Annotated in this window: 10 protein-coding genes; 3 read left to right on the top strand and 7 right to left on the bottom strand. The window is 65.2% G+C overall.

Translation table 11 applies throughout. The features are described 5' to 3' along the window. Position 1: 1 nt before the first annotated feature. The 3 genes from ACZ89F_RS07220 to ACZ89F_RS07210 are packed head-to-tail and all read left to right on the top strand — an operon-like array spanning position 2 to position 2937. Positions 2–1111, top strand: a complete 1110-nt coding sequence (locus ACZ89F_RS07220; protein ID WP_476091058.1) for an ABC transporter ATP-binding protein — start codon at positions 2–4, stop codon at positions 1109–1111. Between the two features lie 29 nt (positions 1112–1140). Further along, positions 1141–2523 (top strand): NAD(P)/FAD-dependent oxidoreductase, encoded by a 1383-nt coding sequence (locus tag ACZ89F_RS07215; protein ID WP_476091057.1) that lies wholly within the window; start codon positions 1141–1143, stop codon positions 2521–2523. Between the two features lie 57 nt (positions 2524–2580). Continuing rightward, the gene (locus ACZ89F_RS07210; protein ID WP_476091056.1) at positions 2581–2937 is read left to right on the top strand and encodes a cupin domain-containing protein; all 357 of its coding nucleotides are present in this window, start codon (positions 2581–2583) and stop codon (positions 2935–2937) included. Between the two features lie 16 nt (positions 2938–2953). On the opposite strand, the gene ACZ89F_RS07205 is transcribed toward ACZ89F_RS07210, so the two are convergent. The 7 genes from ACZ89F_RS07205 to ACZ89F_RS07175 all read right to left on the bottom strand — a co-directional run bounded on the left by ACZ89F_RS07205 (position 2954) and on the right by ACZ89F_RS07175 (position 12046). Beyond that, on the bottom strand, positions 2954–3220 hold the full coding sequence (locus ACZ89F_RS07205) for a BrnA antitoxin family protein (protein WP_476091055.1): 267 nt from the start codon (positions 3218–3220) through the stop codon (positions 2954–2956). A 99-nt stretch (positions 3221–3319) separates the two neighbouring features. Further along, entirely contained in the window at positions 3320–6166 is a 2847-nt protein-coding gene (locus ACZ89F_RS07200) for a nitrate reductase (RefSeq protein WP_476091054.1), read from the bottom strand. Between the two features lie 3 nt (positions 6167–6169). Next, positions 6170–6499 carry a nitrite reductase small subunit NirD gene (gene nirD / locus ACZ89F_RS07195; RefSeq protein WP_476091053.1) on the bottom strand — a complete coding sequence of 110 codons (330 nt, stop codon included), beginning with the start codon at positions 6497–6499 and terminating at the stop codon, positions 6170–6172. A gap of 5 nt (positions 6500–6504) precedes the next feature. Then, on the bottom strand, positions 6505–8955 hold the full coding sequence (gene nirB / locus ACZ89F_RS07190; protein ID WP_476091052.1) for a nitrite reductase large subunit NirB: 2451 nt from the start codon (positions 8953–8955) through the stop codon (positions 6505–6507). A gap of 4 nt (positions 8956–8959) precedes the next feature. Further along, positions 8960–9757, bottom strand: a complete 798-nt coding sequence (locus tag ACZ89F_RS07185; RefSeq protein WP_136620067.1) for an ABC transporter ATP-binding protein — start codon at positions 9755–9757, stop codon at positions 8960–8962. 10 nt (positions 9758–9767) lie between these two features. After that, positions 9768–10658: a nitrate ABC transporter permease gene (ntrB, locus tag ACZ89F_RS07180; protein ID WP_476091051.1), complete on the bottom strand. Its 891-nt coding sequence runs from the start codon at positions 10656–10658 to the stop codon at positions 9768–9770. A gap of 71 nt (positions 10659–10729) precedes the next feature. Beyond that, entirely contained in the window at positions 10730–12046 is a 1317-nt protein-coding gene (locus ACZ89F_RS07175; RefSeq protein ID WP_476091050.1) for a CmpA/NrtA family ABC transporter substrate-binding protein, read from the bottom strand. Positions 12047–12092 lie beyond the last annotated feature (46 nt).

Raw genomic sequence — 12092 nt, 5'->3', positions numbered from 1 at the left:
GATGACTGCGAGGGAACGTGGCGCGGCCATCGACATCAAGGGCGCAACCAAGCGCTACGGCAATTTCACCGCGCTCGACGATGTCAGCCTGCATATCGAGCCGGGCGAGTTCATGACGCTGCTCGGCCCCAGCGGCTCGGGCAAGACCACTACGCTCAACGTCGTTGCCGGCTTCACCGACCTGACCTCCGGCGATCTTGCCGTTGGCGGCAAAAGCATCGTCGCCCTGCCCGCACACAAGCGCAACATCGGCGTCGTCTTCCAGCACTACGCGCTGTTTCCGCACATGACCGTCGGCAAGAACGTCGCCTATCCCCTCACCTTGCGCGGCATGGACAAGCAGGCGCGCGACCGTCTCGTCGTGCGCGCGCTGGACATGGTCAAGATGGCCGATTTCGCGCATCGCTATCCCTCAGAGCTTTCCGGCGGCCAGCAGCAGCGCGTGGCGCTGGCGCGCGCCATCGTCTTCGATCCGCCGCTGCTGTTGATGGACGAGCCGCTCGGCGCGCTCGACAAGAAACTGCGCGAATGGCTGCAGCTGGAAATCAAGCGCATCCACCGCGAACTCGGCACCACCTTCGTCTATGTGACGCATGACCAGGAAGAGGCACTGGTTCTGTCCGACCGCATCGCCGTGTTCAACCAGGGGCGCATCGAACAGGTGGGAACCGGCCGCCAGCTCTACGACGAGCCGACGACCCTGTTCGTGGCCAAGTTCATCGGCGAATCGACCAGTTTGCGTGGCGCGGCCCAGACGTCCGGCAACGAGACCAGCCTGACGATCGCCGGCCAGAAGATCGTTGTTGGCGGCAAGCTCGCCGGCGGTCAGAAACCGGTGGTCCTGCTGCGGCCGGAAAAGCTCTCGCTCGCCAGTGCAAAAACGACTCTGACCGCAGGGCAGAACAGCCTCACCGGTGAGGTCAGCGAAGCGATCTATCTTGGGTCCGGTTCGAAATACCAGGTGACGCTTCGCGACGGCTCGGTCGCCATCGTTCGCTCGTCTCTGGAAGCCACATCGTTCTCGATTGGTGACACGGTCGATCTGCGCTGGTCCGTCGTCGATGCAAAACTTCTTGCCGACGACGACCGCGCCGACATGACGATGACCTGACCGCTCTTTTCCCCGCAGGAATTTTAGACATGGACGCCAAAGTCAACGGCAACGTCTCGTTCTGGTATGCCGACATCGGCCTGCCGGCCTATCGCGCGCCGCTTCCGGGCGACCTCGAAGCCGATGTCTGCATCGTCGGCGCCGGCTACACCGGCCTGTGGACGGCCTACTATCTGAAGCAGGCCGATCCTTCGATCCGCATCGCCATCGTCGAACGGGAGTTCGCCGGCTTCGGCGCATCGGGCCGCAATGGCGGCTGGTTGTCCGGTGGCTTCAGCTGGTCGCGCGAGAAATATCTGCAGACGTCGACCCGTGGCGCCGTCATCGACATGGAAACCGCCATGCATGGCACGGTCGATGAAGTGATCAAGGTGACCGAGGCCGAAGGCATCGATGCCGACATCCGCCGCGTTGACAATCTGACGGTTGCCACCAACCCGCCGCAGCTCGAACGGATCAAAGCCGCCTATGCCGATGCGATCGGCTGGAGCGTCCCGAGCGAGCGTGTCAGCCTGATCGGCCAGGCAGAGGCCAAGGCCCGCATCAACATCAGGAATGTGCTTGGCGGCTATATCCACCACGGCACCGCGCGCGTGCAGCCGGCCAAGCTGGTGCGCGGGCTCTCCGAAGCCGTCGAGCGGCTTGGCGTGCCGATCTATGAACAGACTACGGTGGCCGGTATCGAGAAGGGCAAGGTCACGACCAACCGCGGCACCGTGCGAGCGCCCATCATCATCCGCGCCACCGAGGGGTTCACGGCCGGCATACCGGGCAATGAGCGGCTCTGGCTGCCGCTCAACAGCGCGCAGATCATCACCGAGCCGCTGCCGCAATCCTTATGGGACGAGATCGGCTGGCAAGGCCATGAGCTTCTGGGCGATGCAGCGCACGCCTATTGCTATGCGCAGCGCACAAGGGAAGGCCGCATCACCATGGGCGGACGCGGCGTACCGTATCGCTACGGATCGCAAACGGATGTGCGCGGCCAGACGCAGCAGGCGACCATCGAGAGCCTGCACGCGATCCTCACCCGGCTTCTGCCGCAGACAGCCAAGCTTCGCATCGACCACGCCTGGTGCGGCGTGCTTGGCGTGCCGCGCGACTGGTGCACGACATCAGGCCTCGACCTTGAAACCGGCATCGGCTGGGCCGGCGGCTATGTCGGGCTCGGCGTGTCGAGCTCCAACCTGTCGGGCCGCACGCTGCGCGACCTCATCCTGCGCCGCGACACCGAACTGACCCGCCTGCCCTGGGTTAACCGGCAGGTCAGCAAATGGGAGCCCGAGCCGATGCGCTGGCTCGGCGTCCACTCGATGTATCAGCTCTACCGCGTCGCCGACGAACGTGAGGAGGCGGGCCTCCAGCACACGTCGAAACTGGCCGCAATCGCCGACCGCATCACCGGGCATTGAGCCTTCGGAGCGACCCCAAAAACCTTCTGCATTTTCAGTGCCTGCCCGGAGACCGCCATGACCGACTTCCAGACCTTCGCCCATCTCGCCTCGATTGACCTCGGTGAGCCCGAACCCAAGCCGACTTCAATCAGCGGCGATCAGCTCGAAGCGTCGAAGACGCTGTGGACCTCGCCAGACGGCACACTGGAAGTCGGCGTCTGGGAGTGCACATCAGGCCGCTTCACCGCGTCGCGCGACAGCAACTCCGAAACCTGCCACATCGTCTCGGGCCGCGTCTCGCTGCATGGTCCCGACGGCCGCAGCGAGGACGTCGGCCCGGGCGAAATGCTGGTGCTGCCGAAAGGCTGGAAGGGCGAATGGACGATCCACGAGAAGACGCGGAAGCTCTATATCCTGCACTTCGAGGCGTGAGCCCGTGGAACTGCCGCTACTCGTCGTCTGAACGAACATCCCCGGCGGCGATCGGCTTGCCTTCAATCGCCTGCCGCAAGGCGTCGTTGATGCGGTCCTGCCAACCGGGACCGTCCTCCTGGAAATGGTCCAGCACGGCGCGGTCGATCCGGATCGAAACAAGCTCCCTGACGCCTGGAGCGGCGGAGGGCTCACGAACCGGGGCAGCCGGCTTCTTCACCGGCTTGAAAGCCGCCTCGGCGGCCGTCATCGGATTTGTCGGTCGGCGCGGGGGATTTGCCATTGGATGACCCTGACTGAAGCGATTCGTGCACGACGCCGCACGCTTGCGCCACCATAGCCCAACCGGCGCCGTCGCGCAGGCCCCCTTTGGTCGGGACAATCACTCGGCTGCCTGGAGACTCTGTGCGTCGATGATCACCCTGATCTCGGCCCGGCAGGAACCGCAATTCGTGCCGGCATGCAGGGCCGCGCCGATTGCCGCGACGCTGCCGCAGCCGAGGCGCACCGCTTCGGCGATCTCGTTGGCGCCGACGCTGAAACAGGAGCAGACGATGGCGCCGCGGTCGACGTCGATCCCGCCCGGCCGCCCGGCCACGATCGCCAGCCTGCCGCGCCGCTCGATAGGATCGGCGCTCAACTGTTCCGCCGCCCAGCCGCGCGACACCGCGACCGGGCCGGGCGCGACGAACAAGGCTCCGGACAGTTGATCGCCATCGAAGGCGGCGATGCGATGCTGACCGGCGTCGCGGTCGTGATAGGCAAGCATTTCGGTACCCGGTGACGCGCCGAACAGTGACCCGGCAAAGCCCGCCCAGTCGATGTCGTCATCGGCAAAGGCCAGTTCGACCCGCCAACCGCCCTTGCATCTGGCCACGGCCCAGTAGGCCGCGGTATCAGGCGCCGGCCTCTGCCGCGTCACGGCGAAGCCGAAGGTCTTTGCGGTGAATTTCTCGATACGGGCGGCGACATGTTTCAGCGCCGGCTGGCCGGAAATGGGATCGGTGAGCGGCGCGGTCAGCGTGTCGAGCCGGCCTTTTGCCGAAAACTGGTCGGTCCAGTGCATCGGCGCAAACAGGCTGCCCTGGCGCTGGCGCGCCGTCACCAGCGCACGCACCAGCACGTCGCCGCGCGGACTGGAAATGCGTGCGATGTCGGCGTCGCCGATGCCGAAGCGCTGGGCATCCGCCGGGTGGATTTCGACGAAGGGTTCGGCGATGTGCTGCGAAAGCCGCGGGCTTTTCCCCGTCCGCGTCATGGTGTGCCAATGGTCGCGGATACGGCCGGTGTTCAGGATCAGCGGATAGTCGGGACTGGTGCGGGTTTCCGCAGTGGGGCGGATGGCGAGGAAGCGCGCCTTGCGGTCGGGTGTGAAATAGCCGCCGTTGGCGAAGAAGCGGGTGTTTTCGCCTTCTGGTTTAAGTCCAGCTTGAACACCCCCCTCTGGCCTGCCGGCCATCTCCCCCGCAAGGGGGGAGATTGGCAGCTTTGATGGTCGCATATCTCCTTCATCGTTGGTAATTGGCGAAGACCGCGACACCAGCTGATCTCCCCCCTTGCGGGGGAGATGGCCGGCAGGCCAGAGGGGGGTGCCTTGGCTCGGCGCTGGCCATTGGAACGGAGCCAATTCTTCATACCCCTTCGCATCGACACCAGCATAAGCCCCAATATCGAAATCCCGCACGCCGTCATTCTCGAACCCCGACAAAGCGGCGTGCTCAGCAAATATCTCGGATGCCGCCGCATACGAAAACGCCTCGCCAAACCCCATCCGCTTGCCCACCTCGGCGACAATCCGCCAGTCGGGCAGCGCCTCGCCGGGCACGGGTAAAAAAGCGCGCTGGCGTGAGATGCAGCGCTCGGAATTGGTGACGGTGCCGTCCTTCTCGCCCCAGGCGGCGGCGGGCAGCCGGACATGGGCGTGGCGGACGGTGTCGGTCTGGGCCAGCACATCCGACACCACGACGAACGGGCACGCCTTGATCGCCGCTTCGACGGCGCCGGCATCCGGCATCGAATCGACCGGATTGGTGGCCATGATCCACAGCGCCTTGATGCGCCCGTCGGCCAGCGCCTGGAACATCTCGACCGCCTTCAGGCCGGGCTTCTGCGCGATATCAGGCGCGTTCCAGAAGCGCCGCACGCGCTCGCGATGGTCGGGGTTTTCGATCTCCATATGGGCGGCCAGCATGTTGGCCATGCCGCCAACCTCGCGCCCGCCCATGGCGTTGGGCTGGCCGGTCACCGAGAACGGCCCAGCCCCGGGCTTGCCGATGCGGCCTGTGGCCAGATGGCAGTTGATGATGGCGTTGACCTTGTCGGTGCCCGAAGACGACTGGTTCACCCCCTGGCTGTAGACCGTCACCGTTTTCGCGGTCGCCGCAAACAGGCTGTAGAAGCGGCCAAGCTCGTCCTCGCTCAGGCCCGTGGCGGCGGCGACGCCGGCCAGGTCGAGCGCCGATGCAGCGAAAAGCGCCTGCCCGAAGCCGGTCGTGTGCGCCGTGATATAGGTACGGTCGAGCGCGTTGTGCTGGCCGAGATAAGCGAGCAACCCGGTGAACAATGCGACGTCGCCATCGGGCGCGATCGCCAGATGCATGTCGGCGATGTCAGCGGTCATGGTGCGGCGCGGGTCGACCAGAACGATCTTCATCTCCGGCCGCTTTTCCCGGGCCGCCGCGATTCGCTGGTAGAGCACGGGATGGCACCAGGCGAGATTGGAGCCGACCAGTACGATCAGGTCGGCAAGCTCCAGATCGTCATAGGTTCCCGGCACGGTGTCGGAGCCGAAGGCGCGGCGGTGGCCGGCGACCGAAGAAGCCATGCACAGCCGAGAATTGGTGTCGATGTTGGCCGAACCGACAAAGCCCTTCATCAGCTTGTTGGCGACGTAATAATCCTCGGTCAGCAACTGGCCGGAGACATAGAAGGCGACCGCATCCGGGCCGTGCTCGGCGATGGTTTGCGAGAAGGTCGAGGCGACGAGGTCGAGCGCCTCGTCCCAGCCGGCACGGCGGCCGTGGATCTCCGGATGGAGCAGCCTGCCGTCGAGGTCGATGGTCTCGGCCAGTGCCGAGCCCTTGGAGCAGAGCCGGCCGAAATTGGCCGGGTGGTCGGGGTCGCCGCGGACGGACACTTGCCCGTCCGCGGCGACCTTCGCCAGCACGCCGCAGCCCACCCCGCAATAGGGGCAGGTGGTCCTCACCTCGCGCGCTGCGTCGATCTCCATGGTTCAGGCCGCGCGGCTGGCCAGCGCTTCCAGCGCAATGAACAGACGCTCGCCTTCGACCCGCACCGGAATGGTGCGCACGGCGCCCTCGTCGGCGCCCAGCGCCTTGCCCGTCTCCAGCGAAATCACCCAATTGTGCAAGGGACAGGTCACCGCCGTGCCGTGCACGATGCCCTGGCTGAGCGGTCCGCCCTTGTGCGGGCAGTGGTCGTCGATGGCGTAGACTTGGTCGTCCTGGGTGCGGAAGACCGCGACTTTGCCTTCTGGCGTTGCGACGCAGCGCGCGCCGCGGCGGGGGATGTCCGAAATGGAACCGATTGATACCCAGTTCATCGTGGTCACTCCGCCGCCTGCGCAAAGCCGACCGAGGCCATCGGCCGGAATTCGTGCTTGTCCTTGCCGGAAACGCGCTCCGACCACGGGTCGACCTGGGCGAATTTCTGGCTGAAGACGAAGCGGTCGTAATAAGCCTTGCGCTTGTCGCCATCGTCCATGATCTGGCGCTTGATCTCGGGGATGCCGATGCGCTTGGCCCATTTGTAGATGCGCTCGAGATAGCGGCCCTGCTCGCGGTACATCTGCGTCAGCGCCACGATATGCTCCAGCGCCTCATCCTCGGTCCTGACCATACCGAGCACCTCGGTGCCCTTGATGTCGAGGCCGGCAGCCCCGGCAAAATGAATCTCGTAGCCGGAGTCGACGCAGATGACGCCGACATCCTTGCAGGTCGCCTCGGCGCAGTTGCGCGGGCAGCCCGACACCGCCATCTTGACCTTGGCCGGCGTCCACGAACCCCACATGAATTTCTCGATGCGGATGCCGAGGCCCGTCGAATCCTGCGTGCCGAAGCGGCACCAGTCGGAGCCGACGCAGGTCTTCACCGTGCGCAGGCCCTTGGCATAGGCGTGGCCGGAGACGAAGCCGGCCTGGCCGAGATCGGCCCACACCGCCGGCAGGTCCTCCTTGCGGATGCCGAGCATGTCGATGCGCTGGCCGCCGGTGACCTTGACCATCGGGATTTCGAACTTGTCGACGACGTCGGCGATGGCGCGCAATTCCGCGGCATTGGTGACGCCGCCCCACATGCGCGGCACCACCGAATAGGTGCCGTCCTTCTGGATGTTGGCGTGGACGCGCTCGTTGATGAAGCGCGACTGGTAGTCGTCGGCATAGTCGTCCGGCCAATCGCAGACGAGATAGTAGTTGAGCGCCGGCCGGCATTTGGCGCAGCCGCAGGAGGTCGTCCATTCCAGTTCCTGCATGACGGCCGGAATGGTCTTCAGGCTCTTGGCGATGATCAGCCGGCGCACCTCGTCATGGCCGAGCGTCGTGCAGCCGCACATCGGCTGCACCGCCGCCGGATTGTATTTGTCGCCGATGGTCAGCACCATCAGCTTCTCGACCAGCCCGGTGCAGGAGCCGCACGAGGCCGAGGCCTTGGTGTGGGCGCGCACGTCGTCGAGCGAGATCAGGCCCTTGGCCGTGATCGCGCCGGTGATCTTTCCCTTGCAAACGCCGTTGCAGCCGCAGATTTCCGCATCATCCGGCAAGGCTGCAACGGCCGCCATAGGGTCCAGCGGGGCACCCCCCTGGTAGGACTGGCCGAAGATGAGCGTATCGCGCATTTCGGATATGTCGGTCTGCTTCTTCTTGAGATCGTTGAACCAGGCGCCGTCCGCCGTCTCGCCATAGAGCACGGTGCCGATGATGCGGTCGTCCTTGAGCACAAGGCGCTTGTAGACGCCGGCGGCCGCGTCGCGCAGCACGATCTCCTGGCGGTCCTCGCCCTCGGCGAAGTCGCCGAGCGAGAACAGATCGATACCGGTGACCTTGAGCTTGGTCGGCGTGTCCATATGGACGAAGGCCGCCGCCTCGTTGCCGGCAAGCTGGCTGGCAGTAACGCGCGCCATCTCGTAGAGCGGTGCGACGAGGCCATAGACCTGCCCGTTGACCTCGGCGCATTCGCCGAGCGCGTAGATGTCGGGATCGTTGCTGCGCATGCCTGCATCGACGACGATGCCCCTGTTAACGGCGATGCCGGCCTGTTTGGCCAGCGCCGAATTCGGCCTGATGCCGACGGCCATGACCACCAGCGTCGCCGGAATGATGGTGCCGTCAGCCAGTTCCACCTGCCCGACCTTGCCGTTGCCTGTGATCGCCTGTGTGTTGGCCTTGGTGATGACCTTGATGCCGCGCTGCTCCACCGCACGCTGCAAGAGATAGCCGGCGGCCGGATCGAGCTGGCGCTCCATCAGCGTCGGCATGACATGCAGCACGGTGACGTCCATGCCTTGTGCGTTCAAGCCCGCCGCCGCCTCCAGCCCGAGCAGGCCGCCGCCGATGACCACCGCCTTGGCCCGCGACTGCGCGGCGAGCATCATGGCCTGCACGTCGTCGAGATCGCGATAGGTCAGTACGCCCGGCAGGTCATGGCCGGGCACCGGAATGATGAACGGCACCGAGCCGGTGGCGATGACGAGCTTGTCATAGGGCTCGGTGACGCCATGGTCGGAGGTGACGGTCTTCGCCGCCCGGTCGATGGCGACGATCTTGTGGCCCTTGTAGAGGGTGATGTTGTTGGCGATGTACCAGCCGTCGCCGTGGATGATGATCTCCTCATAGGCCTTCTCGCCCGACAGCACCGGCGACAGCATGATGCGGTCGTAATTGACGCGCGGCTCGGCATTGAAGATGGTGACGGTGTAGCGGCCCGGCGCCTGTTCCAGCAGGTGCTCGAGCATGCGCCCGGGGGCCATGCCGTTGCCGATGATGACCAATCTTTCGCTCATGGTGCTACTCCGCGGCTTCGACGAAGCGGTGGCGTTCGTAGAGGAACTTCAGCACCGCCTCGCGGCAGCGCAGGAAAGTCCGGTCGGAAGAGAGTTCGACGCGCCGGCGCGGGCGCGCCAGCGGCACGGCAAGCACCTCGCCGATGGTCGCCGCCGGGCCGTTGGTCATCATGACGATGCGGTCGGAGAGCAGCACCGCTTCATCGACATCATGGGTGATCATGATCGTCGTCGAGCCGAGCCTGGAATGGATGTCCATCACCGCGTCCTGCAGATGGGCGCGCGTCAACGCGTCGAGCGCGCCGAACGGCTCGTCGAGCAGCAGGATCTTCGGCTCCATGGCCAGCGCCCGGGCAATGCCGACGCGCTGCTTCATGCCTCCGGAGATTTCCGCCGGGCGCTTGTCCTTGGCATGCGCCATCTGCACAAGGTCGAGATTGCGCATGATCCAGTCGTGCCGCTCGGCCTTGCTCTTCGAACGACCGAAAACCTTCGATACCGCGAGGTTGATGTTTTCGTAGACGGTCAGCCACGGCAGCAGCGAGTGGTTCTGGAACACCACGGCGCGTTCGGGACCGGGGCTGTCGACCTCCTTGTCCTCGAGCAGCACGGCGCCCGCGGACACCTTGGTCAGCCCGGCGATCAGGTTGAGCAAGGTCGACTTGCCGCAACCGGAATGGCCGATGATGGAGACGAATTCGCCCTTGTCGATGGTCAGCCTGATGTCTTTCAGAACCTCGCTGACCTGATTGCCACGGGCGAAGGATTTGTCGATGTGGTCGAGCTTCAGATAGGCCGTCATGGCGCTTTCCTCACTTTGCCGTTGTGCCGCGGGTGACGAAGGCGCCGACCGCCGCGACCAACCGGTCGAGGCAGAAGCCGGTGACGCCGATATAGGCGAGCGCGACGATGATGTCGGGCAGCCGCGACGAGTTCCACGCGTCCCAGATGAAGAAGCCGATGCCGACGCCGCCGGTCAGCATTTCGGCGGCGACGATGGCGAGCCAGGACAGGCCGATGCCGATCCTCAGGCCGGTGAAGATGTAGGGCGCGGCGGCCGGCACCATGATCTTGACGAAGAATTCGAACTGGTTGAGCCGCAGGATGCGCGAGACGTTGCGGTAATCCTCTGGGATGTTGCGCACGCCGACGGCGGTGTTGATGATGATTGGCCAGATCGAGGTGATGAAGATGACGAAGATCGCCGACGGGCTGGAATCGCGGAACGCCGCCAGCGACAGCGGCAGCCAGGCCAGCGGCGGCACCGTGCGCAGGATCTGGAACACCGGGTCGAGGCCGCGCATCGCCCAGATCGACTGGCCGACCAGCGCGCCGAGAGCGACGCCGACGACCGCCGCCAGGCCGAAGCCGATGGCAACGCGCTGCAGCGAGATCAGCACCCGCCACGCCAGCCCGATATCCTGCGGGCCATTGTCGAAGAACGGATGCGCGATCAGATCGTAGGCCTCGTTCCAAACCTGGCTCGGTGGCGGCAGGCTTGATGTCGGCGACGAGCAGGCGATCTGCCAGACGACCAGCATCAGGGCGATGACGATGATGGGCGGCACCAACGCGCTCGCCAGTTTGCCGGCGATGGCGAGCGGATCGAAGCGGCGCCGCGCCTTGGCGGTGAAGGCGACGACCTCCGCCGGCTTCGCGGGGAACGCCTTCACAACTGTGTCCTCGATAGTCTGGATCGACATGTCTGGGGAAAACTCCGTGGGGCAGATAATTCGAGCGCCAAACGGCGCAATGCGCCGTTTGCGCGGGGGGTTCAAGCCGATGCCTTGATCTTCAGGCTATCGAGATAGGCGGACGGGTTGGCCGGATCGAAGATCTTGCCGTCGAAGAAGGTCTCGACGCCGCGCGACGAGGACGCCGGAATGTCGGCTGCCGCGACGCCGAGATCCTTGGCCGCCTCGCGCCACAGATCCTCGCGGTTGACCTGGTCGACCAGCGCCTTGATGTCGGTGGTCGGCGCGAACTTGCCCCAGCGGATGTTCTCGGCGAGGAACCACGAATCGTGGCTCTTGAACGGGTAGGAGACGCCGCCCTTCCAGAACTTCATGTAGAGATCGGTGCCGTTGGCGACGCGGCCATTGCCGTAGTTGATGTCGCCCTTGAGGCGGCCGATGATGTCGGCGACGGGCACGTTCATCCATTGCCGCTTGCCGATGATGGCGGCCATCTCGTCCTTGTTTTCAGTGGCCTCGCACCATTGCTGGGCTTCCATGACGGCCATCAGGATCGCCTTGGTGGCGTTCGGGTACTTCTCGATGAATTCGGCGCGCAGCCCGAGCGCCTTTTCCGGATGACCCTTCCACAACTCGCCCGTCGTGGCAGCGGTGAAGCCGACGCCCTGGTGGACGAGCTGCTCGTTCCACGGCTCGCCGACGCAGAACACGTCCATGTTGCCGACCTTCATGTTGGCCACCATCTGCGGCGGCGGCACGACGATGGTCGAAACGTCCTTGTCGGGATCGATGCCGCCGGCGGCCAGCCAGTAGCGCAGCCACAGATCATGCGTGCCGCCCGGGAAGGTCATGGCGGCCTTGATGTCCTTACCGGCCGCCTTCTTGGCCGCAAAGGCGTCCTTCAGCTTCGAGGCGTCGAGGCCGACGCCGGTGTCGGCATATTCCTGGGCGACCGAAATGCCCTGGCAGTCGTAGTTGAGCCGCGCCACGATCGCCATCGGCATCGGCTGGTTGTTCTGCGTCACCTTGCCGGTGTGCATGAGGTAAGGCAGCGGCGTCAGAATATGGGCGCCGTCGATGCCGTTGGCCGCGCCGCCGAGCATCAGATTGTCGCGCGTCGCACCCCAGGAAGCCTGCTTGAGCACCTCGACATCGGGCATGCCGAACTTGGCGAACAGTCCCTTCTCCTTGGCGATCATCAGCGGTGCCGCATCTGTGAGCGCAATGAAGCCGAGTTTGGCGCCGGTGACCTCCGGAGTGGCGGTAGCGGCATAGGCACCGGAGGGGAAGAGCTTGCGGGCGGCCACGAACAGCCCCGCCGTCATCGCGCTGCTGACCAGAAAATCGCGGCGGGTCATGTCCTTGAGGGTTGTTCCAGTCCTGATCCGTTTCGTCATCGTCGTCTCCGGTTGGGCGCGGCTTGGGATCCGCGTCGTCGATTGC

It is taken from the genome of Mesorhizobium sp. USDA 3734 (genome assembly GCF_056279665.1).
The sequence above is the reverse complement of the archived record's forward strand: the minus strand, read 5'-3'. Positions and strand labels throughout refer to the sequence as shown.

Excerpts from the sequence above, each read along its gene's own strand:
- ACZ89F_RS07220 (WP_476091058.1), top strand. The coding sequence starts at position 2 with ATGACTGCGAGGGAACGTGGCGCGGCCATCGACATCAAGGGCGCAACC.
- ACZ89F_RS07215 (WP_476091057.1), top strand. The coding sequence starts at position 1,141 with ATGGACGCCAAAGTCAACGGCAACGTCTCGTTCTGGTATGCCGACATC.
- ACZ89F_RS07210 (WP_476091056.1), top strand. The coding sequence starts at position 2,581 with ATGACCGACTTCCAGACCTTCGCCCATCTCGCCTCGATTGACCTCGGT.
- ACZ89F_RS07205 (WP_476091055.1), bottom strand. The coding sequence starts at position 3,220 with ATGGCAAATCCCCCGCGCCGACCGACAAATCCGATGACGGCCGCCGAG.
- ACZ89F_RS07200 (WP_476091054.1), bottom strand. The coding sequence starts at position 6,166 with ATGGAGATCGACGCAGCGCGCGAGGTGAGGACCACCTGCCCCTATTGC.
- nirD (WP_476091053.1), bottom strand. The coding sequence starts at position 6,499 with ATGAACTGGGTATCAATCGGTTCCATTTCGGACATCCCCCGCCGCGGC.
- nirB (WP_476091052.1), bottom strand. The coding sequence starts at position 8,955 with ATGAGCGAAAGATTGGTCATCATCGGCAACGGCATGGCCCCCGGGCGC.
- ACZ89F_RS07185 (WP_136620067.1), bottom strand. The coding sequence starts at position 9,757 with ATGACGGCCTATCTGAAGCTCGACCACATCGACAAATCCTTCGCCCGT.
- ntrB (WP_476091051.1), bottom strand. The coding sequence starts at position 10,658 with ATGTCGATCCAGACTATCGAGGACACAGTTGTGAAGGCGTTCCCCGCG.
- ACZ89F_RS07175 (WP_476091050.1), bottom strand. The coding sequence starts at position 12,046 with ATGACGAAACGGATCAGGACTGGAACAACCCTCAAGGACATGACCCGC.